General features: G+C 64.9%; 18 protein-coding genes, 1 tRNA gene and 2 pseudogenes. 10 read left to right on the top strand and 11 right to left on the bottom strand.

The annotated features are described in order from the left end of the window. Positions 1 to 2: 2 nt before the first annotated feature. Entirely contained in the window at positions 3 to 482 is a 480-nt protein-coding gene (locus QFZ33_RS05505; RefSeq protein ID WP_307025567.1) for a Dps family protein, read from the bottom strand. Positions 483 to 713: 231 nt separating this feature from the next. Between QFZ33_RS05505 and QFZ33_RS05500 the strand changes: the two genes are divergently transcribed. Genes QFZ33_RS05500 through QFZ33_RS05490 form a run of 3 tightly spaced genes read left to right on the top strand, consistent with a single transcriptional unit; the run spans position 714 to position 4,357 of the window. Continuing rightward, a complete protein-coding gene (locus tag QFZ33_RS05500; RefSeq protein ID WP_307025566.1) occupies positions 714 to 1,760 on the top strand; it encodes a nitrilase-related carbon-nitrogen hydrolase in 1,047 nt (348 codons plus the stop codon). Beyond that, positions 1,757 to 2,782, top strand: a complete 1,026-nt coding sequence (locus QFZ33_RS05495) for an agmatine deiminase family protein (protein WP_307025563.1) — start codon at positions 1,757 to 1,759, stop codon at positions 2,780 to 2,782. The genes QFZ33_RS05500 and QFZ33_RS05495 overlap by 4 nt, the downstream gene beginning before the upstream one ends. A 12-nt stretch (positions 2,783 to 2,794) precedes the next feature. Further along, positions 2,795 to 4,357, top strand: coding sequence for an APC family permease (locus QFZ33_RS05490; protein WP_307025561.1), 1,563 nt, complete (start codon positions 2,795 to 2,797; stop codon positions 4,355 to 4,357). A gap of 138 nt (positions 4,358 to 4,495) precedes the next feature. On the opposite strand, the gene QFZ33_RS05485 is transcribed toward QFZ33_RS05490, so the two are convergent. The 3 genes from QFZ33_RS05485 to QFZ33_RS05475 form a co-directional block, all read right to left on the bottom strand. Beyond that, positions 4,496 to 5,044, bottom strand: coding sequence for an AMIN-like domain-containing (lipo)protein (locus QFZ33_RS05485; protein WP_307025559.1), 549 nt, complete (start codon positions 5,042 to 5,044; stop codon positions 4,496 to 4,498). Between the two features lie 330 nt (positions 5,045 to 5,374). Continuing rightward, positions 5,375 to 5,677, bottom strand: coding sequence for a DUF4193 domain-containing protein (locus QFZ33_RS05480; protein WP_102973153.1), 303 nt, complete (start codon positions 5,675 to 5,677; stop codon positions 5,375 to 5,377). A 103-nt stretch (positions 5,678 to 5,780) separates the two neighbouring features. Continuing rightward, a complete protein-coding gene (locus QFZ33_RS05475; protein WP_307025556.1) occupies positions 5,781 to 6,008 on the bottom strand; it encodes a hypothetical protein in 228 nt (75 codons plus the stop codon). A 168-nt stretch (positions 6,009 to 6,176) separates the two neighbouring features. On the opposite strand from QFZ33_RS05475, the gene QFZ33_RS05470 reads away from it, so the two are divergent. Then, positions 6,177 to 6,524 carry a hypothetical protein gene (locus QFZ33_RS05470; RefSeq protein ID WP_214847088.1) on the top strand — a complete coding sequence of 116 codons (348 nt, stop codon included), beginning with the start codon at positions 6,177 to 6,179 and terminating at the stop codon, positions 6,522 to 6,524. A gap of 117 nt (positions 6,525 to 6,641) precedes the next feature. Here QFZ33_RS05470 and QFZ33_RS05465 read toward each other — a convergent pair whose 3' ends face one another. The 3 genes and pseudogenes from QFZ33_RS05465 to QFZ33_RS05455 form a co-directional block, all read right to left on the bottom strand. Then, the gene (locus QFZ33_RS05465; RefSeq protein ID WP_307025554.1) at positions 6,642 to 6,767 is read right to left on the bottom strand and encodes a hypothetical protein; all 126 of its coding nucleotides are present in this window, start codon (positions 6,765 to 6,767) and stop codon (positions 6,642 to 6,644) included. A gap of 8 nt (positions 6,768 to 6,775) precedes the next feature. Then, positions 6,776 to 8,103, bottom strand: a pseudogene (locus tag QFZ33_RS05460) (MFS transporter). Positions 8,104 to 8,269: 166 nt separating this feature from the next. Then, a complete protein-coding gene (locus tag QFZ33_RS05455) occupies positions 8,270 to 9,130 on the bottom strand; it encodes an FAD-dependent oxidoreductase (RefSeq protein WP_307025553.1) in 861 nt (286 codons plus the stop codon). Between the two features lie 635 nt (positions 9,131 to 9,765). On the opposite strand from QFZ33_RS05455, the gene QFZ33_RS05450 reads away from it, so the two are divergent. Together QFZ33_RS05450 and QFZ33_RS05445 are read left to right on the top strand one after the other, a co-directional pair. Beyond that, positions 9,766 to 10,626 carry a S1C family serine protease gene (locus QFZ33_RS05450; RefSeq protein WP_307031671.1) on the top strand — a complete coding sequence of 287 codons (861 nt, stop codon included), beginning with the start codon at positions 9,766 to 9,768 and terminating at the stop codon, positions 10,624 to 10,626. A 55-nt stretch (positions 10,627 to 10,681) separates the two neighbouring features. Beyond that, positions 10,682 to 11,521 carry an alpha/beta fold hydrolase gene (locus tag QFZ33_RS05445; RefSeq protein ID WP_307025551.1) on the top strand — a complete coding sequence of 280 codons (840 nt, stop codon included), beginning with the start codon at positions 10,682 to 10,684 and terminating at the stop codon, positions 11,519 to 11,521. Positions 11,522 to 11,560: 39 nt separating this feature from the next. Here QFZ33_RS05445 and QFZ33_RS05440 read toward each other — a convergent pair whose 3' ends face one another. The 3 genes from QFZ33_RS05440 to QFZ33_RS05430 all read right to left on the bottom strand — a co-directional run bounded on the left by QFZ33_RS05440 (position 11,561) and on the right by QFZ33_RS05430 (position 14,038). Then, a complete protein-coding gene (locus QFZ33_RS05440) occupies positions 11,561 to 12,532 on the bottom strand; it encodes an NAD(P)/FAD-dependent oxidoreductase (RefSeq protein ID WP_307025549.1) in 972 nt (323 codons plus the stop codon). Positions 12,533 to 12,918: 386 nt separating this feature from the next. Further along, positions 12,919 to 12,992: transfer RNA gene (locus tag QFZ33_RS05435), tRNA-Thr, on the bottom strand. A 155-nt stretch (positions 12,993 to 13,147) separates the two neighbouring features. Continuing rightward, positions 13,148 to 14,038 (bottom strand): DsbA family protein, encoded by an 891-nt coding sequence (locus QFZ33_RS05430; RefSeq protein WP_307025546.1) that lies wholly within the window; start codon positions 14,036 to 14,038, stop codon positions 13,148 to 13,150. Positions 14,039 to 14,217: 179 nt separating this feature from the next. Between QFZ33_RS05430 and otsA the strand changes: the two are divergent. From otsA to QFZ33_RS05410, 4 genes and pseudogenes are all read left to right on the top strand, one after another. Continuing rightward, positions 14,218 to 15,745, top strand: a pseudogene (gene otsA / locus QFZ33_RS05425) (alpha,alpha-trehalose-phosphate synthase (UDP-forming)). Then, complete coding sequence (gene otsB / locus QFZ33_RS05420; protein ID WP_307025544.1) at positions 15,735 to 16,562, top strand: trehalose-phosphatase; 828 nt, start codon at positions 15,735 to 15,737, stop codon at positions 16,560 to 16,562. Before otsA ends, otsB begins: the two are co-directional and overlap by 11 nt. 230 nt (positions 16,563 to 16,792) lie before the next feature. Then, positions 16,793 to 17,875, top strand: coding sequence for an ABC transporter ATP-binding protein (locus QFZ33_RS05415; RefSeq protein WP_214847045.1), 1,083 nt, complete (start codon positions 16,793 to 16,795; stop codon positions 17,873 to 17,875). A gap of 156 nt (positions 17,876 to 18,031) precedes the next feature. Then, positions 18,032 to 19,450 (top strand): DUF4032 domain-containing protein, encoded by a 1,419-nt coding sequence (locus tag QFZ33_RS05410; RefSeq protein ID WP_214847043.1) that lies wholly within the window; start codon positions 18,032 to 18,034, stop codon positions 19,448 to 19,450. 183 nt (positions 19,451 to 19,633) lie between these two features. Here the strand turns inward: QFZ33_RS05410 and QFZ33_RS05405 are convergent, their stop codons facing one another. Continuing rightward, positions 19,634 to 21,004, bottom strand: coding sequence for an FAD-binding oxidoreductase (locus QFZ33_RS05405; RefSeq protein ID WP_307025540.1), 1,371 nt, complete (start codon positions 21,002 to 21,004; stop codon positions 19,634 to 19,636). Between the last annotated feature and the right edge of the window lie 210 nt (positions 21,005 to 21,214).

Here is a 21,214-nt window from a genome sequence, read left to right as displayed (position 1 = left end):
AGTTACTTACTGTCAGGCTTCGTGGCGCTGGCCGTCGCCTTCATGTTCTCGGCGCCCACCATCCACGCGAACTGCTCAAGCTTTTCGATGAAGGTGTGCAGCAGGTCTGCGGTGGTGGGGTCTTCCTCATCCACCTCGTCGTGGACCTTGCGCATAGTGCCGACGGCCGCTTCAAGGGCTGCCACAATGCGGTCGATCGCATCCTTGGTGCTGATCAGTCCTTCCGGGAACTGGGGAAGGTTGGTGGACTTCGCCACGGTTGCGCTGCGCCCATCCGGCAGGGCATGCAGGGCACGCATACGCTCGGCGATGTCGTCGGCAAAGGCCCGGGCGGCGTCGACGATCTCGTCGAGCTGAAGGTGCAGATCCCTGAAGTTGGTCCCAACGATGTTCCAGTGCGCCTGCTTGCCCTGCACGTGCAGTTCGATCAGGTCCGCCAGAACGGCCTGCATGTTGTTGGTCAGTGTCGGTGAAGCCTTCATGAATCCTCCTCGATTGGTCCAGTGGTTTCGACGCTACCGCAGGTGCTAGGGCGCCGGGAGCACCGGAATGCGAATTTCACGATCAGCTTACTTACTACTTTGCGGGGCATGCATAGGCGGGGTCATAAATGATCCGCATTCAATTTGCCCTTGCCACGCCCGCGCGGCACGTGCATACTAAATGAACGTCATTCATTTAGTGACGGTCGTCTCACTGGAGAAATCACCATCATGATCGAAATAACCTGCCTCAACGCGCCTGCCTCGCTCGCACGGACAGCGCCGTCCGGACGCCCCGCCTTGAGGGTGGGCGTCGTCCAGCACCGCTGGCACAGCAGCACCGCCGCACTCCGCGCGGAACTCAACGACGGCATCGACAGGGCCGCCCGGCTGGGCGCCACCGTGGTGTTCCTGCCCGAGCTCACCCTTTCCCGCTACCCCGCAGACCAGGTTCCGGAGAATGACCTTGGGCGGCAGGGCCAGGACCGGCCGCGCCCGTCCGACGCCGCCGAGGACCTGCTGACCGGCCCCACCTTCCGCTTCGCTGCCGAGGCCGCCCGCCGCAACGGCATCACCGTCCATGCCTCGCTTTACCAGCGCGCCGGCAACCCGGACGGCTCGGATGACGGTCTGGGCTTGAACACCTCGATTCTGGTGTCCCCGTCTGGGGAGCTCCTGGCCCGCACCCACAAACTGCATATCCCGGTGACCGCCGGATACTACGAGGACAAGTTCTTCCGTCAGGGTCCCGCCGCGGAGGATGCCTACGAGGTCCATGCCCCGGCTGAACTCCGCGGCGCCCGCCTGGGCATGCCCACCTGCTGGGACGAGTGGTTTCCCGAACTGGCCCGCATGTACTCCCTCGGCGGTGCCGAACTGCTGGTGTACCCGACGGCAATCGGTTCCGAGCCGCTGTTCCCGGACTTTGACACCCAGCGGCTTTGGCAGCAGGTCATTGTGGGCAACGGCATCGCCAACGGCCTGTTCATGGTGGTGCCGAACCGCTGGGGCCAGGAGGGCAGCCTGAACTTCTACGGCTCATCCTTCATCTCCGACCCCTACGGCCGCATCCTGGTCCAGGCGCCGCGCGACGAGTCGGCTGTCCTCGTGGCCGACCTCGACCTGGACCAGCGCAAGGACTGGCTGACGCTGTTTCCTTTCCTGACCACCCGCCGCCCGGACACGTATGCCCGGCTCACCGAGCCGGTCCGCCCGGAGGAGCCGTTCGGCATCGATCCGCTGGTTTCGGCAGGCTCAACCAGCGGGGTGGGCGCATGAGCACGTGGCGCATGCCGGCCGAAACGGCGCGCCAGGAGCGGCTCTGGATGGCCTTCCCCACGGGCGGCTACACCCTCGGGGAGACCGCGGAGGAGGCGCACGCCGCCCGCTCCGTCTGGGCCGCCGTCGCGAATGCCGCCGTCGAGTTTGAACCGGTCACCATGGTGGTGGACCCGTCCGACGTCGGGACCGCCGCCCTCTACCTGTCGCCCGCCGTCGAGGTACTGACGGCGGAACTCAACGACGCCTGGATGCGCGACATCGGCCCCACGTTTGTCCTGGACCGAAACGGCGCCCTGGGCGCTGTGGACTGGGTCTTCAACGGCTGGGGTGCCCAGGACTGGGCCAGTTGGGACAAGGACTCGCTGGTCGCCGCCGAGGTGGCCGGCCGGTCGAGCGCCCGGCACCTCGTGTCCGAGCTGGTCAACGAGGGTGGCGGCATCCAGGTGGACGGCGAGGGCACGGTGCTGGTCACCGAAACGGTGCAGCTGGATCCGGGCCGTAATCCCGGTCTCAGCAGGGCCGACGTCGAAGCCGAACTGGCCATGACCATTGGTGCCGCACACGTGATCTGGCTGCCGCGCGGGCTCAGCCGTGACTCCCAGCGGTTCGGAACGCGCGGGCACGTCGACATCGTGGCCGCCATCCCGTCCCCGGGCACCCTTCTGGTCCATTCCCAGCAGAACCCTGCTCACCCGGACTACGAGGTGAGCCGCGAAATCATCAGCTTCCTGTCCTCCACCAGGGATGCTGCCGGCCGGGAATGGTCCATCATCGAAGTCCCGGCGCCCGTTGCCCTGACGGATCCGGAGGGCTTCGTGGACTACAGCTACATCAACCATGTGGTGGTCAACGGCGGAGTCATCGCCTGCACGTTCTCCGACCCCAACGACGAGAAGGCACTCCGCATCCTCGCCGATGCGTATCCCGGGCGCAAAGTTGTGGGGATCGATGCCCGCGAACTCTTCGCCCGCGGCGGGGGCACTCACTGCATCACCCAGCAGCAGCCCGCTGCCGTCTAGAAAGGGCCAGTCATGAGCCAAACCACGCGTGAGAGTATCCAGCCCGGCGGGAATTCCCCGGCCGGCGCAGCAACACACGGCATCACCGGGAAGGGCCTGAAGGGCGGGCAGCTGGGCCTCCTGGCCGTCGTCGTCCTGGGTATTTCCTCGGTGGCTCCGGCCTACAGCCTCACCAGTTCGCTGGGGCCCGCCGTCGGGGCCGTGGGCGTGCAGCTGCCGGCGATCTTTATCGTCGCGTTCATCCCGATGATCCTGGTGGCGTTCGCCTACCGCGAGCTCAACGCCGATTCCCCGGACAGCGGCACCACGTTCACCTGGACGACAAAGGCGTTCGGCCCGTTCGTCGGCTGGATGGGCGGCTGGGGCCTGCTCGCTGCCAACATCATTGTTTTATCCAACCTGGCAGGCGTCGCGGTGGACTTCTTCTACCTCTTCCTGGCCCAGGTGTTCAACAATCCCGAACTCGCGGACCTGACCTCCAACAAGGCAATCAATATTGCCACCTGCCTCACGTTCGTGGCTCTCGCCGTCTGGGTCAGTTACCGCGGCCTGCACGCCACCAAACTCGTGCAGTACAGCCTGGTCGGTTTCCAGGTCCTGGTCCTGGGCGTCTTCATTGTCATGGCGCTCACGCACGCGGCATCCGGTGACGCCGGTCCTTCCCTCGCGTTTAGTTGGGACTGGTTCAACCCCGCCAAGATCGAGAGCTTCGAGCAGTTCACCGCCGGCATGTCACTCGCCGTCTTCGTCTACTGGGGCTGGGACGTGTGCCTGACCGTGAATGAGGAAACTAAGGGCGGCAAGGGCACCGCAGGCAAGGCAGGAACCACGACGGCGGTCGCCGTCCTGGCCCTCTACCTCGCCGTCATCGTGGCCACCATGATGGTTGCCGGCACTGGCGCCGACGGCATTGGCCTGAACAACCCGGACAACCAGTCGAATATCTTCGCCGCGCTGGCCTCGCCGGTAATGGGTCCGCTGGCCATCCTGATGTCACTCGCAGTGCTCGCCGGCACCGCCTCGTCCCTGCAGTCCACCATGGCCTCTCCGGCACGCAGCCTGCTGGCAATGGGTCACTACGGCGCCCTGCCGCCGCGTTTCGCGTCGGTCAGCAAGCGCTTTGGGTCCCCCGGCTTCGCCACGCTGATCGCGGGCGGGATCTCCGGCGGCTTTTACGCCGTCATGAAGGTGGTCAGCGAGAACGTCCTCAACGACACCATCCTGGCGCTGGGCCTGATGATCTGCTTCTACTACGGCCTCACGGCCTTCGCCTGCACGTGGTACTTCCGGCACAGCCTGTTCTCCAGCGTCCGCAACTTCTTCATGCGGCTACTGTTCCCCATGCTGGGCGGACTGGTCCTCACCGTCGTCTTCATCCAGACGGCCGCCGACAGCTGGGCGCCGGAGTTTGGCAGCGGTTCGGAGATCGTCGGGGTGGGACTCGTATTCGTGCTCGGCGTGGGGATCCTGGCCCTCGGGATCGTCTTCATGCTGGTGATGGCTCGGCTGCTGCCCGGCTACTTCCGCGGCGACACCATCCGCCAGGACACCCCCGCGCTGGTAGTTCCCGAATAGCAATCGGTTCACCGTGCAGCAACAGCGATGCCCCGCCTCCCGGTCAGGGAGGCGGGGCATCGCTGCGCCATTGGACGTACCACCGGTTCAGGGACCCCCTTGTCCCCTTAGCCGGCCTGCTCCCCTATGGCAGACATGTCACCAGTAGTGGGCGACGTCGACGACGAGCCGTGAGCCGGAGCCGGGACCGTCCAGCGTGTACACCTTGAACGGCAGCCGGGCACGGACGCCCAGGCCAAGGGTGGTGTAGCCCTCGAAGCTGCCGGCCCACGCCACCTGCCGGAACGTGTGGTACCCGGACACCTTGGTCACCTCGGACCGGTTGGCCGGGATGAAGGTGGCCTTGCCGGTGGCATTGTCATATGCCGGCGAGTTGATGGTGAGCTGCAGGAAGGCGTTGCCACGGAGCTTGATCGGCTGGCCGGAGCCTTCCTGGGCAACCTTGGATACGTAGCGGACGTTGTAGCCTTTGGCTTTGCCCTTGAGGTCGATCACGAGGCGGTCGAAGCAGTAATGCTGCCCGGTGCGGACATTGGTGACGGCTGCGGTGCTCATGGTCTGGTTTGCCTTCGCCAGCGAGCCCCACACCTGCCCGCAGTAGGAGGCTGCCGAGGCGGAGCCCGGAGCCAGCAGGCCCAGTCCAACAGCCATGAAGATGACTGTGAGCCAGGCGGGGATTTTTCTCATTAGGCCACCCCTTTCGGGTGAGTGATTGGATACCTCCAGAATAGGAGTGCCAAAAGCCCTAAACGAGGGATGTAGCCGGTTCGGGGCGCAACCGTTAGTCTCGCAAAATACGGGTCACAGGACCGTGATGCCCGGCCTCTTTTTGGGGGCATCGAGAGGCGTTCGTTGCCCTTCCTCCACGCTTCCGTTACCGCGCATAACGGCGTTGGTGGGGAAAAAGCGAGGCGCCGGCCTCCCATTGGGAGCCGGCGCCTCGCGTGGCTTTGCTCTGAACGCTGCCTGGCTATGAAGGCTGCCTTGCCGCAAAGCAGGACATGCGCGGAGGGCTATTTAGCCTTCGCAGTCGTGGCAGTACTTCAGGCCGTTCTTTTCCTTGGCTACCTGGGACCGGTGACGGACCAGGAAGCAGGAGCCGCAGGTGAACTCGTCGGACTGTTCGGGAACGACGATGACCGTCAGTTCCTCGTTGGAAAGATCGGCGCCCGGAAGGTCGATGCCCTCGGCGGTGTCGTTCTCGTCGAGGTCGATGACGGCGGTCTGGGCACCACCGCCGCGGGACGCCTGGAGGGCTTCCAGAGACTCGGATGGAGTCTCTTCTTCTGTCTTGCGTGGGGCGTCGTAATCGGTAGCCATAGCGTTGTTCACTTTCGTTGCTGCACAGCGCCATTCAGGCACCTCAGTGAAGCAGTTTAGGTCATAAAGCGGCAACGTCAAGAATAGTGTGGCCAACGCTACACTAATTGGTCTTTTCCGCCTGTTCCGCGGCCTTGCCGCCGGCATTTGGGTGGGTTCTGTGCGCGTGGTCTGCCGCGACGGCAACCCCGCTGAGCGGAGGCAGCCAGGCCCAGCGCGTCACGTCCTGAAGGGCATCGTTGGCCTGCTCGGCAGTGGCAGGAATCGGAGGAAAGAGCAGGGCTTCCGCGAGCGCCGCACGCATCCGGGTGAGCATCTCTGTCATGGTCATGGCGCCAAGCTATGCGGCCTGTGTTGTGGGCACGTTTCCGCGCAGTCTCCTGGCTGTTAAGTCTCCCGGCAGATAAGCCGCACAGCGGAGCGGACTGGCGGGGCGCCGTCGGCGGTCTTAGCCTTGAGCTGTTCCTGGATCTGACCACCCAGCAGGCGGAGGCACCACATGGCGACGAAACTGAACCGCAAAGCACTGGAGCATGCACGCAGCCTCGTAAAGAAGGGGAAGGTGGAGCGGGATGTCCGTGATGACTGGAGTGAACATTCCCCCTCCGCGGACGACGAGAACTCCTTTATCGACAAGCACGGCTTCGACGAGTTCTCGAATTGGCACCTTGGCATTGATAACGAGAAATCCGAGGGCACCAAGGGCAGCGTGAGCTTTCCTTTCGGGGACCTCAAGAAGGTCCACCGCTGCGCCATTATTTCGCTGGAGAGCCGGGCGGCACAGCACGACCACGACGACATCCGCAAGGCCGCAAAGGATCTGCTCGAGGAGATTGACGCGGACTAGCCCCGTCACCGCCGGATTACGGCGGGACGGCCCTCTCAGTTTCCAACGGGGGCCTGCACGAAGAAACCCCTCCCTCCCGGCGAAGCGCCGGAAGGGAGGGGTTTGCAGCCCTCGGGCTCAGCAGGTCAGGGCTTCACTGGCGCGCGCCTCGCGTTCGAAATGGACGTTGCCGGTGACTGCGAAGTCGTATTCGTCCTGCGAGTGGACCAGGCGGCGGAGGCCGACCTGACCCGCGCTGGGCACCGCCGTCGTCAGTGTGCGTACCCGGCGGCGGCTTCGGTGAGCGTTTTGCCCTTGGTCTCCGGAGCCAGCCACTGGGATAGCGCGGCACCGGCGAGTGCGACACCGGCGGCAATCAGCATGGTCGGGCCGGACCCGAGGGACTCCATGGACATCGGGAAGAGGAAGATGCCGATTCCTGCCCCGACCCGGCTGACGGCGGCCGCGAAACCCGTTCTCGGATCTCCGTCGGGAGGACCTCGCCTGGGTAGACGTTCGTCAATGTGTTGTACCCCGCGTTAAAGAACGAGAAGACCAGGAACAGGACGAGCACGACGGGTGCCGGCGCTCCGGCCCACAGTCCTATGATCCCGAGGACGACGGCGCACAGCCACTGCGGCGGGACGGTCAGAGTGCGGCGGCCGGCCTTTTCGATCAGCAAGAACGTGATCACGACCCCGGCCAGGGCGACGGCGGAGAGCCCGACTCCGCCGGCGAGTCCCCCGGCGAGGCCGTACTGTTCCAATACGCTGTCGGCGAAGGTGGCGATTGCGAAGTACGGCGTCACCGCGCAGAACCAGAACCCCGAGATGAAGAGCGTCGAGCGCCAGTACTCCTTGGAGAACAGCATCCCGAAGCTGCCCTTGCGGACGTCCTCGTGCTGGACGTCGTCAAGCGCGTCGTCCGGCATGTACTTGTAGGCGAGGGCGCGCGCTTCATCCTTGCGGCCTACACTCCAAAGCCACCGTGGCGACTCCGGCATGCCGAGCCGGCCCAGGAACAGGGCCACCGCAATGAACGTGCTGGTCCCCAGGATGAAGTGCCAGCTGAGATCCGTGTACTCGTTCAACAGATGGCCGATCAGGAACGCGATCATGAAGCCGCCATACCAGGCGATACCCATTGCAGCCATGAGCCGGCCCCGCAGGTGCGTTGGCGAGAACTCCGCCAGGGGCCAGCCGACCGCGTACTCGGCGCCGATCGCGATGCCCATCAGTAACCGCACAACAATGGAGAGGCCCGAGCGGGGCGGGGCCTGGCGGTGAGTGGCCAGCAGGCTTGCGGCCTCCTGGGCTGCCGAGAACCCGGTGGTGATGGAGCTTTCGGTGTAGAGGGTTCCGAGGTAGTCGCCCGCCAGGAATACGCGGTCGGTCCCGCGCATGAGCGTGGACTGGAGCTTGGCCCGGCCCGGGAAGGAATAGGGAGAAGCCACCGCCCACCGGTCAGTTTCGGCTTCAACGACACTGTCAGCGAACCCGTGCCCGAGGACCTGGTCCAGGTCGGTGAGGTGGGTCTGGATGACTTCCTCGTCGCTCTTCTCCAGCAGGGCTCGGCCCAGGCTGGCCGGTGAGAACGTCATGAAGCTGCCGCCGGGTTTGCGCACGGACTCGGTGCCGCGGACGATGCTCGCCTGGTTCAGGGCGATCGCGAAGGAGCGCTTGGGTGCCGCGATGGCGTAGATGTCGTCCCAGGGCCGGGCCGAGGTCTCGTTGGTCAGGAAGGCCGTGCTGACGTGCGGGCCGTACTTAATCTGGCCGAGCGCGCCGCGCAGGTCCTCCGGAAGGTCCAACGCCGATCCTGTGCGTTACGTCAGCGGTGGTCGCAAGGACGACGGTGCGGGCCTCAACTTCGTGGTCGACTCCACCCTGGCTGTAGCGGACGAGGACGGAGTCCTTCTTGTGCACGACCTCCTGCACGGAAGCACCGAGCTGGACACGGCCGCCGAGGGAGGCTGCGACCGATTCGGTCAGGGTGGACGGGCCGCCGACGATGCCCTGGCTAAGGCCCTGGCCGATGCCCAGCACCAGGCTGAAGTATCCGATGCCGGCGCCGGCGGAGATTTCGTTCATGTCACCGGCCGAGCGGGTGACAGTGGTTTTGAACAGGGCCGCTGCGTCCTCGGAGAGGTCTCCGATGAAGTCCTGGAATGAGCTGTTGTTCTGGAAGTCGTAGATGCGCTGCTGCCGCATTGCACCGGACTCGCCCGAGCGTTTCCGCACGACGCCCGTGTACTTGGCGACGCCGCTGACAACCTTCATGCCGGCCCGCAGCGTGTCGATTCGGGACGAAAGGGACATCGGGATGCGGAACGGGTACGTGGCGATGTGCCCCTTGCGGATGAACTTTCCGTTCATCGACAAGGCCTGGAGCGAGCCCGGAATGTTGACAGAAGTCCCGCCGACCTCGTTGAGCAGGGCATCGGTGGAGGATCCTGGGCCGGCGAAGACGTGACCGCCCCAGTTCAGCCAGTAGGCACCCCGGCGCTCCGAGCGGATCCGCCCGCCAACGCGGTTCTCGGACTCCAGAACTACTGTGTCCCAGTGCCGTAGCCGCCATGCTGCTGACAGGCCAGCGAGTCCAGCGCCGACGATGACTACATCTTTCATGATTGATACATCATTGTATGATTAATGCAATAGCTTTTTTGGAGTCCGGGGAAGTGGTATGCGAGAACTTGCGGCCGGACTCACGGCAGCGTCGCCCGTCAACGGAATTGTGCATTTCTTTGCTCCCGGAACCAAGGAGCAGTACGAAGCATCTATTGCAGCGGTTTCATCCAGGGGAAGGACGCTTGCCCACCGGGCAGATCTTTCATGCCGCCGGTCCTCGACCGGTGGCTGGACCATTCTGGCGGGTCACCTGTGCCGCGCAGGTCACCGCCGCGGTTCCTCGGCGCTAGCCGTGTCGTCCGTTAAGGTGCTCTGTGCCGGCAGACAGACATCTGGTTCGGGCTGTGTCCACCGGAGCATACTTAGGAACATCTGCTGCGATAGGGAAGCACATGCGATTCAGGCCAGCTGCACATCCACGTTATAACCGTCTTCGTGCCACGGCGCTGACGGGCCTCGTAATCTTCGCCGTGACCGGATGCACGGTCAACCAGGGACCTGCGGTCACACCCCCTGGCACAAGCTCCTCCAGCGGTCAGGGCAGCCAGAGCGCCCCAACACAAAGCGCCCAGGTCAGCGGGCCGCCCCAAGCGGCCGACATTCCTACCATCATCCAGAATGTCCAGCCGTCGGTGGTCACAGTTTTCACGCAGGATGGCTTGGGAAGCGGCGTCGTGTACACAGCGAACGGGCTGGTCCTGACCAATGAGCACGTGGTGCGGGGCAACACCAACGTCGAGGTGGCCTTCGCCGACGGGCAGCGGGTGCCGGGCAAAGTACGGGCCACAGACGCGATTTCGGACCTGGCGCTGGTGGAAGCCCAACGCAAAGACCTTCCGGCTGCCAAGTTCCAGAAAGACCTCCCCCGCATCGGGGAACTGGCGATAGTCATCGGATCCCCGCTGGGCTTTGAAAACACTGCCACGTCCGGCATCATCTCCGGGCTGCACCGCCAAATTCCGGGATCAGCCGCCAGCAGCCAGTCACTCGTGGACCTGATTCAGACGGATGCGGCCATCAGCCCAGGCAACTCCGGGGGCGCGGTCGTGAACTCCCGCGCTGAGATCGTCGGCATCAGTGAAGCCTATATCCCGCCCCAGTCCGGCGCGGTCGCTTTGGGCTTTGCCATTCCGGCAGCGACGGCTGTTCGCGTGGCAGAGCAGTTGCTGAAGGACGGTAAGGCAGACCACTCGTTCATTGGCCTCTCTCCCGCCGATATCACCCCGCAGATAGCCGAGCAGCTTCACCTGCCGGGCACTGAGGGCGTTCTGGTCCTCTCGGTTGTCAGGAACGGCCCGGCTGACCGTGCAGGGTTGAGGCCCGGGGACGCGTTGTTGTCCCTCGAAGGTCAAAAACTCAACGCACCAGAGGACCTGCTCGCTGCGCTCCGGAGCAAGGCTCCGGGCCAGACCGTCAGCATCGAATACCGCAGGGGGACGGACACCGGGGATACCAAGGTAACGCTATCGGAGCGGCCGACGGCGGAAAGCTAAACCGCACGCCGAAACGCCTCCCAGTAAGCAGCTAATGCGCTGTAGGGTGAGGCAGATGCAAGCACGGAAGGAACGCCGTAGCACTGTCCTGTCCGCGGGAGCGGAGCTAGCCGTGTTCGAATATGGTCCACCTCCAGCACACGGGGTGCCCACCCTGCTCCTCGTGCACGGATACCCCGATGACCACCAACTTTTTCTCCCGGCCATCGCCGAACTCGCGGTCACCCACCACGTGATCGCCTACGACACGCGCAACGCCGGAATGTCCTCCGTGAAGGAACCGCCTGGTGACTTCACTCTAAACACTCTGGTGAATGACCTGTTCGCTGTTCTGGCATCCACGGGTGCGGCCAACGTTCACCTCATAGGCCACGACTGGGGTTCGATCCAGGGCTGGGCCGCGGTCCAGGACCCGCGCGCCTCAGGTGTTATCTCTCGTTTCACCAGCATCTCCGGGCCGGACCTTGGTCACTTCCTCCGCTGGATGCGCTCTCGTGCCGGCAACCTACGTGGCTGGCCACAGCTGGTAGCCCAGCTCCTTCGCAGCAGCTACATTGCCGCGTTCCAGGTCCCCCTGCTACCCGAAGCAGCCTGGCGCCTATTCCTTACCCGCCTCTACGAAAACGCGGCGGGACGCCGCGTCAATGACAACCCCATTCGCGGGTTGGCCCTATACCGCAGCAACCGCTTCCCTTCAGGCAAGGTAAAGGCCCCCACGCCCGTAGGTGTCCCCGTGACCGTGGTGGTCCCGCTCAAGGATCCTTTCCTGTCACCGCATCTGACAGCCGGACTGAGGTCTTGGGTGACTGACCTGACCGTCATCCCTGTCGACGGCGGGCACTGGTGGCCGGCCACCCATCACAAAGAACTCGCAGGGCTGCTGCGAGCTTCCTAGAGCTCTGAGACGGCAGACCCCTCCGGAACCGGGTACAACCTAAGATAGCGCCGCTTTGGGGAAGGCCGTTCGCCTGGCGACCTCTACTGCCCGCCGGGTGTCCTCGTCGACAAGATCGGCATTGATGGCCGTGGCTGCCTTGACCCCTGCCGATGCTGCCGCTATTACCTGGGCAGTTGGGTCGCAGATGTTGCCGGCGGCCCACACCCCTTGAACGGCCGTGAGGCCAGCGGCATCCGTAGTCACGTGACGGCCTTGTCCGGCTTGGCCTGTTTGCTGCAGCCCGAGGGACTGCAGCAGTGACGATTCCGTCTTGGCCGTGGGGCTCACGACGAGGTATTCGCAGGCAACGACCTGGCCGGATGTCAGCCGCACACCGGTGAGGGCGTCTCCTGCTATTTCCAGCGAAGCCACGGAGCCTTCGGCGATGCGGACTGATCGGGCCTCAAGTTGTTCGCGTTCCGCGGCGTCCAGGTCCTCCAGAAGGTGCTGAAAGAGGGTGATGTTGCCGCTCCACTGCCGGAAGAGCAATGCCTCGTGTACTGCGGTGGGTTCTGTCGCAAGTATTCCTATGGCCCGGTGGCGGATTTCCCAGCCGTGGCAGTACGGACAGTGCAACACGTCGCGGCCCCAACGCTCCTTAATGCCGGGCACCTCTGGCAGCTCATCCTCAAAGCCGGAAGCGATGAGCAGTCGCCGCGAACGCAGACTCTGCCCGTCCTGCAGCTCGGTGGTGAAAACGCCCCCTTCTCCCCGAGCCGAGATCGCTCGTCCTTGCAGAATGTCGCCACCATGCTTCCGCACTTCCGCGCGGCCGGCAGCGAGAAGCTCAGCAGGCGGCAGGCCCTCACGGGAGAGGAATCCGTGCAGCCCTGTGGAACGGCCGTTCCTTGGTTCGCCGGCGTCGATGACCAGGACGGAACGCAGCGACCTGCAAAGAGTCACGGCTGCGCTGAGGCCTGCCGCTCCTCCTCCGATAACCACGACGTCATAAATCTTTGCCGATGCCATGCAGTCCCCTAACGAATCGCTATTGCCACGTCCGTACCCAATTGCGACGGGAACGAATCCCCGCATCACGAGGCCTGCCCTCCGGGCCCTCCAGTGCCGGTCCTGGACCGCGACGCCGAAGCGCCCTATTGCAGGATCAAACGGGACGGAACCTGCTCATACCGCGTAGAGCGAATCAGATTCATAAGCCGGGCTTATTGTCTGGCTGGAGTGGCTCGCTTGGGTCCATAATCGGTGGAGCAAGCTGCAGCGGGAGAGTTGAGAGCAGCAATTCTGATGCCGTAGGAGCAAACCCTCGTCAAGGAATTTCTCCGGCTGTCCGCGCTGGGGAACATGCGCCTAAGGCGCGCAAAGCACTAAAACGGATGGTCGAACGCAAAAATATGAGCCCCCTGTCGGATTCGAACCGACGACCCCCGCTTTACAAGAGCGGTGCTCTGGCCAACTGAGCTAAGGAGGCGCGCCCGTCAGGGCAGGCGCCGAGACGGCGCTAGATAAGGTTAGCCCAAGGACCGCCCGCCCGTAAAAACGGCGGCCGTCAAACCAGAAGGTTAAACGAGAAGTGGCCCGGCGCCCGGAAAATCCGGACGCCGTGCCACTGCCCATGAAGAACGTCTAGGCCTTGGCCTTGATGGCCGCCTCGACGAAGGCCGGGAATTCCGTCTGGGCGCTGTCGCCCTTGCCCCACTGCTTGCCGTCCACGAGGACCGTCGGCGTACCGGTCACGCCAACGGCTGCGGCTTCCTGGGTGGTGTACTTGACCCAGGGACGGTAGGTCTTGTTCTCGACGCAGGAGTCGATGCTCTTGGCGCCGGCGTCCGTGGCCAGCTTCTTCAGTTCGTCGTCGGAGAGCCCGGCGCTGCCTTCGGCCGGCTGGTTGGCGAACAGCGCGTCCACAAACGCCGAGTACTTCTCGGGGGATTCGTTCACCACGCAGGCAGCGGCATTGGCTGCACGGGAGGAGTAATTGGTGGTGGAGCGGCTGTCCAGGAAGCCCAGGGCCCGGTACTCCACGGTGATCTTGCCTTCGTCGCGGAGCTTCGTCAGGGTCTCGTTGTACGTCGCCTCGAAGTTCTTGCAGACGGGGCAGATGAAGTCGATGTAGAGGATCACCTTCACCGGCTTGCCGGCCTCGGCTTCCGCACCGGGTGCCGTGACAGTTGCAGGCGCTGAGGCCGCCGGCGACGGGATGTCTGCGACGTTCACGTTTGCGGCGCTGGACTTGGCCACTTCCGTGCCCTTGAGCAGCGTGATGCCGCCGTGGACGTTTCCGTTGGCTGGGGTGGGGCCCTGGTCCGCCACCGGGGCGTTGTTCTTGAGGCTGGTGGTCACCACAAGCGCGACGACGGCAAGGATGGCTACGACGGCGACGACGATGCCCCAGCCAATGAGCAGTTTGTTTCGCTTGTCCTTCTTAAGCTGCGCTTCCCGGATTTCGCGGGCTTTCTCGCGGGCCTCCGCCGTGCGTTCTGCTTTGGACTGGCGGGGTTCGTTTGCGGGGCTCATTAGTTCCTCGTGTCGTACGGACAGGTGCGGACCACCCGGGGGCAACTCCCCCAGTTTAGGGGAGAACCCGGAGCTTGCGCTTTCAAGTATTTGCTTCAGCCTGACCAACGGACGAATGGCCCGGAAGATTCCGGCCCGATAGGGTTGATGAGAGTCACAAGCAACCTCAGGGAGCCCCAATGCACGGAGCTGTAAGCGACAAATCCGACACTAAAACGGAAAGCGCGGCCGTGCCCGGCAGCAGCTCGGACGCCACCAAGGACGGTCCGAAGGATGCCACCAAGTACGACTTCATGGTGGTCTCCAACCGCCTGCCCGTGGACCGTTGCGCGCCCGGCGAGCCCGGCGATGACGGCTCCGGCTGGCGGCGCTCCCCCGGCGGCCTCGTCACCGCCCTTGCTCCCATGATGACCAGGACGGACGGCGCCTGGGTGGGATGGCACGGCGCCGCGGACGAAACAGTCGAGCCGTTCAGCCACGGCGGCATGGACCTTGTGCCGGTCCAGCTCAGCAGCGATGACGTTGAGCTGTATTACGAAGGCTTCTCCAATGCGACGCTGTGGCCCCTCTATCACGACGTCATCGCGCCGCCGGAGTTCCACCGAACCTGGTGGGACGCTTACCGCACTGTGAACAGAAGGTTCGCCGACGCCGTCGTCCGTACTGCCGACGAAGGCGCAACCGTGTGGGTGCAGGACTACCAGCTCCAGCTGGTGCCGCGGATGCTGCGCCAGGCACGCCCAGATCTGAAGATCGGGTTCTTCAACCACATCCCCTTCCCGCCACCGGAGATCTTCGCGCAGCTCCCCTGGCGCCAAGCCATCATCGACGGGTTGCTGGGAGCAGACCTGGTGGGCTTCCAGCGCCCCAGCGACGCCGGTAACTTCATGCGTTCCGCCCGGCGCTTCCTCGGCGCCAGCGTCAAACAGCAGCAGGTCCACGTAAAGGACAGCGGCGGCGATCTCACCCACATCGCCCGCGCCCAGGCCTTCCCCATTTCCATCGACGTCCAGCACATCAGTGAACTGGCGCAGAAGCCCGAAATCATTGAACGCGCCCGCCCAGATCCGGCAGGATCTCGGCAACCCCAAAACCATCCTGCTGGGCGTGGACAGGCTGGACTACACGAAGGGCATAGGCCACCGCCTCAAGGCCTACGAAGAGCTCCTGAACGAGGGCAAGCTCAAGGTGGGCGACGCGACCCTGATCCAGGTTGCCAGCCCCAGCCGCGAGCGCGTGGAGCAGTACCGGCTCCTGCGTGAAGAGGTTGAAGGAACTGTGGGCCACATCAACGGCACGTACGACACGATCGAAAACACGGCGGTGCGCTACCTGCACCACAGCTATCCGGTGGAGGAAATGGTCGCGCTCTACCTGGCGGCCGACGTCATGCTGGTCACCGCACTGCGCGACGGCATGAACCTGGTGGCCAAGGAGTACGTCACGGCCCGCACCAACAACGACGGCGCACTGGTGCTCAGCGAATTCGCCGGCGCCGCGGACCAGCTCAAGCAGGCGCTGTTGATGAACCCGCACGACATCGACGGCCTGAAGGAAGCCGTGATGCGGGCGGTCAAAATGTCCCCCAGGGAATCAGCCCGCCGCATGCGTGCCATGCGCAAGCAGATCCTGGACCACGACGTCGACCACTGGTCCGCTGACTTCCTGAACGCCCTCAACGAGAAAGTGATCCGCGATGACTCCTGAGGCAGAGCACACCGGCGAGGCCGGCAGCACCCGGCTGACACTGTCCCCCGAACTGCTGGAGGCGGTGCGCCGCATCGCCGGCACGGACCACCTGCTGGTGGCCTTGGACTTCGACGGCACCATCTCCCCCATCGTGGACCATGCCGGGGATGCACGCCCGCTCCCGCGGTCCGCGGCCGCCTTCGCGGAGTTAAGCTCCCTGCCGCGGACGACGACGGCCCTCATCTCCGGCAGGGCACTGGACAGCCTGCGCGCGGTCGCCTCCCCGCCGGAGGAGACCCTGCTGATCGGCAGCCACGGTGCCGAGGCATGGCTGGGTCCGGGCTCTGTGCCGCTGACCCTCGACCCTTCGCAGCTGTCGCTCCTCGACGAGGTCAGGGGGGTCCTGGCGGAGATCGTGGCGCTTGCCCCCGGTACAGTCCTGGAAGAAAAGCCCGCCGGCGTGGTGCTACATACGCGCCTGGCGGCGGATGACGTTGCAGAGGATGCCGTCGCGGCTGCCCGTGCCGCGCTCCAGGACCGCCCAGGGGTCTACCTCAAGAACGGCAAACGGGTCCTTGAGACATCCGTGGTGCACGCATCCAAGGGTGAGGGCGTTGACTTCCTGCGGCAGGCCACCGGCGCCACGGGCGTGCTGTTCGCGGGCGATGACACCACCGACGAGGACGCCCTGGCCCGCCTCGGGCAGCACGACGTCGGCGTGAAGGTGGGCCTCGACTTCACCCAGGCGCAGTTCCGGGTTGAGGCGCCGGTGCACATCGCAGAACTCCTCGAGGCGCTGCTGCGCGAACGCCGGCAGGCCGTCACTGCCGGATAGCGCTGCGGAGCCCCTGTGGGGCATCTCATGTGTGACGTCCGTAACATTTTGTCCGATTCACGATAAATCTGACATACTCTTCTTGTGATGTGGCGCACAGGAACCGTGCGGCGTCACTGGATGCTCCTCGGCCTCGGCCGGGGAGTCATCATGTAGGGCACAACTGAATTACATGAACCATTCACAACGGATCGTCCGGCACGTACCTGCCGGTGAAGGGATTGATAACTGTGGCAACAGTTACTTTTGACAACGCTACGCGTCTGTACCCGGGCACAGATAAGCCCGCTGTTGACAAGCTCAACATTGAAATCGCCGACGGCGAATTTCTGGTCCTCGTTGGACCCTCCGGTTGCGGTAAGTCCACCTCCCTGCGCATGCTCGCAGGCCTCGAGGACGTCAACGCCGGCCGGATCCTCATTGGCGACCGCGACGTCACCGACGTTCCGCCGAAAGACCGCGACATCGCGATGGTTTTCCAGAACTACGCCCTGTACCCGCACATGACTGTTGCGGACAACATGGGCTTCGCCCTGAAGATTGCTGGCGTCAGCAAGGAAGAGCGCGCCGAGCGGGTCCGCGAAGCCGCAAAGCTCCTGGACCTTGAGCAGTACCTGGACCGCAAGCCGAAGGCACTCTCCGGCGGTCAGCGCCAGCGTGTTGCAATGGGCCGCGCCATCGTGCGTAACCCGCAGGTCTTCCTCATGGACGAGCCGCTCTCCAACCTTGACGCCAAGCTCCGCGTGCAGACCCGTACCCAGATTGCTTCCCTCACCCGCCGTCTGGGCGTCACCACCGTTTACGTGACCCACGACCAGGTTGAGGCCATGACCATGGGCGACCGCGTTGCGGTGCTCAAGGACGGTCTCCTCATGCAGGTGGACACCCCGCGAAACCTGTACGACCGCCCCAAGAACGTCTTCGTTGCAGGCTTCATTGGCTCCCCCGCCATGAACCTCCTCGAACTTCCCGTGGTCGACGGCGGCGTCCAGTTCGGCGGCACCGTTTACCCGGTACCGCGCAACATCCTCGAAGAGGCACACGGTGCCACTGTCACCCTGGGCAGCCGCCCCGAAGACCTCGAGACCGCACCCCAGGGCGAAGGCATCCAGGTTGAGGTCGACGTCGTCGAAGAACTAGGCGCCGACGCTTACGTCTACGGCCACACCACGCTGGACGGCAAGAGCCACGACATCGTGGCTCGCGTCGACGGCCGCCGCCCCCCGATGAAGGGCGAGTCCCTCTGGGTCCGTCCGCAGTCCGGCCACGTGCACCTGTTCGACACCAAGACCGGCGAGCGCCTGGGCGACTAGCAGTCCAGTCCCGGTGGTTGAGCCTGTCGAAACCACCGGAGCGACTCTCCCAGCCGAAACCCGACGGCGGCCCTCCCCTAAACCGGGAGGGCCGCCGTCGGGCTTTAACCGGTGTCCCGTTTAGGCACCCCCTGCAAAATACGGAAGAATTGAGCCATGACCGAGGAACACAACGCGCAGTGGCACGATGAACCCACCGACTACGGGCAGATCGGCAAGCTGCCGCGGTTCGAAGCGGCCAGCGCGAACGACGACAAGGCTGCCTCGGTCGCAAGCAACCTCAACATCACGGCCGCTGCCGCCGACCCCGAGCTCCTCGACCTGCCCTGGCACATAGCGCTCGAAGACTGGCCAGCGGAAAATCTGGCGGCGCTCCCCCGCGGTATCTCCCGGCACATCGTGCGCTTCGCGCACCTCGGCGGCTCCGTCATCGCCATCAAGGAAACGTCCGAGCACGTGGCCCGCCACGAGTACCACATGCTCCGCAAGCTCGCCCGGCTGGATGTGCCTTGCGTGGAGCCCGTCGCCGTCATCACCGGCCGCACCACCCCGGACGGCCGTCCCCTGAACCCGGTCCTCGTGACCCGCCACCTGAAGTTCTCCATGCCGTACCGCGCGCTCTTCTCGCAGATGCTGCGCAAGGACACACTCACCCGGCTCATCGACGCCCAGGCGCTGCTGATGGTCCGCCTGCACCTCATCGGCTTCTACTGGGGCGACGTCTCGCTCTCCAACACCCTGTTCCGCCGGGACGCCGGCGCCTTCGCCGCCTACCTGGTGGACGCCGAAACCGGCGAACTGTACCCGGACCTCTCCACCGGCCAGCGCGAGTACGACCTGGAGATTGCCCGCGTCAACATCGCCGGCGAACTCATGGACCTCCTCGACGGCGGGCTGATCGAGGAGAAGGTGGACCCCGTGGCCACCAGCGAACTCATTATGGAAAGCTACCGGCGCCTGTGGACAGAGCTGACCGCCAAGGAATCCTTCGAACTGGGCGAGCGCTGGCGCGTCGGCGCCCGCATCCGCCGGCTCAACGAGCTCGGATTCGACGTCGAAGAGTACGCGATCAAGACCACCCAGAACGGCTCCACCATCCAGCTGCAGCCCAAGGTCGTCGACGCCGGCCACCACATGCGCCGTCTGCTGCGCCTGACCGGCCTCGACGCCCAGGAGAACCAGGCCCGCCGCCTGCTCAACGACATGGACACCTTCCGGGCCGACAACAACCCGGAGATGGACGAGGAATACAGCGCGCACCTCTGGGTCAGCCAGATCTTCGAGCCGATCGTCAGGTCCATCCCCCGCGACCTCTCCGGAAAGCTCGAACCTGCCGAAGCCGTGCACGAGGTGCTGGAGCACCGCTGGTACATGTCCGAAAAGCAGGAACGGCACATCCCGCTGGCCGAGGCCGTCCAGTCCTACATCGACTCGATCCTGCGCCACCGCCGCGACGAGGCCGCTATCATGCTGAACCCGGACACGGAGTTGCTGAAGATCCTTGCCGTGGAGACCGAGGAATCGCGGTACGGGGCCGATGAGACCGAGGACGAGTATCCCGACGTCGACGACTGAGGCACTGCGCACCGCCCCGGCCTTGAGGCGGGCGATCCTGCCGAGCTGCTGCTGCTCGACGGCGAGAGGTGGCCTCCGCGGTCATGGCCCGGGGCACCGACCGCACCGTGATCCACCGCGGCAGGGTTGTCGCCGACGGCCTGGAACTGGTCTAGGTCTGCCGGGGGCTTTAGCTGCCCTCCGTTAGATCGCCTTGCCCGGGTTTAGGATGCCGGCGGGATCGAAGAGGTTCTTGACCCGGCGCTGCAGCTCGCGGAGCGGCTCCGGCTGCTCGAGGCCCAGCCAGCGCAGCTTGTACTGCCCCACACCGTGTTCGCCCGTGATGGTCCCGCCCATCTCCAGGGCTGCCACGATGGACGCGTCGAGCGCTTCGTTCAGGCGAAGCATGGCGCCGGCGTCCACCTCATCGTTCACGCGGTCAATCCAGAACGTCGGATGCAGGTTGCCGTCTCCGGCGTGGGCCACCACCTTGAGACTGACCCCGTGCACCTCGGCCAGGGCCTCGAGTGCCGCCACGTAGTCCACCAGCCTGGACCGCGGCACGGCAACGTCCTCGCCCACGCGGTACTCGTCGTCCACCTCGACGCCCCTGCTGTTGCGCCGCAGTTCCACCAGCTGTTCCGCCTCCGCACTGGCCTCGGTGGTGACCACGGCACCGCCAGCCGCCAGGACCTCCCGCACGACGTCGGCCTCCGCCGCCGCCCCGAAGCCGTCCGTCTGGACCAGGAGCAGCGAGGCTCCCCGCGACGCGAGGTCCGAGCCGTGCAGCTCATCCAGCTGGGCCAGCGAGCCGCCGTCGAGCAGTTCCATGATGGCCGGCTGCACGCGGGCCCTGCCGACGGCGAGCACGCCTGCCGCCGCCTGCCGGAAGTCGGGGTAGAACGCGGCAATGGTGTGCACCTCGGGGGGCAGGTACTTCAGCCGGACCGTCGCACCGACCACGATTCCCAGCGTGCCCTCCGACCCCACGAACAGTCCGGTCAGGTCGTAGCCGGCCACGCCCTTGAAGGTCTGGTGCCCGGTATGCAGGAGCGAGCCGTCCGCGAGGACCACGTCCAGGGCCAGCACGGAATCCCTGGTCACGCCGTACTTGGCACACCGCAGCCCACCGGCGTTGGTGGCCACGTTGCCGCCGACGGTGGAGATCCTGAAACTGGCGGGGTCCGGAGCGAACATGAGCCCGTGCGCCGCGGCAGCATCATTCAGGTCAGCGTTGATAACGCCCGGTTCGACGACGGCGGTCTCGTCATCCGCGTTGAGCTCCAGAATGCGGTTCATCCGTTCCAGGCCAAGGACAATGCACCCCTCGCTGGCATGGGCGCCTCCCGAGACTCCGGTCCCGGCGCCGCGGGGCACCAGCGGCACGTTCCGGGCAGCACAGGCTTTGACCGTAGCCTGGACGTCATCTACGGACTCCGCCAGAACCACGGCGGCCGGCAGCCGGTAGTCCACCACGGGGGCCTGGTCCACCGCATAAACAGCGAGTGCGGCGTCGTCCCGGAGCACCTTTCGTGGCCCCAGTATTAGTGTCAGTTCGTCGGCGATGTTGCCCATGGGTCTCCCGTTCAGTCACTTTGCTTCAGTCTAGATGTCACCTGGGCCACACACCGGCCCCTTTGGCTCAGTCGCAGTAGGAACTACAGCGACTGATTCTGGAAGCGTTTCCAATCCCGTCTCTTGGCATGACCGGCTTGCTCCACTTCATGACCTCAATTGTCAATCATTTGAGCGGTGTAAGCGCTTTCATTTATGCTTGGCCGCCCA

The organism is Arthrobacter globiformis (assembly GCF_030815865.1).
Classification (GTDB): Bacteria; Actinomycetota; Actinomycetes; order Actinomycetales; family Micrococcaceae; genus Arthrobacter; species Arthrobacter globiformis_B.
This window is presented reverse-complemented; position numbering and strand designations above follow the sequence as displayed.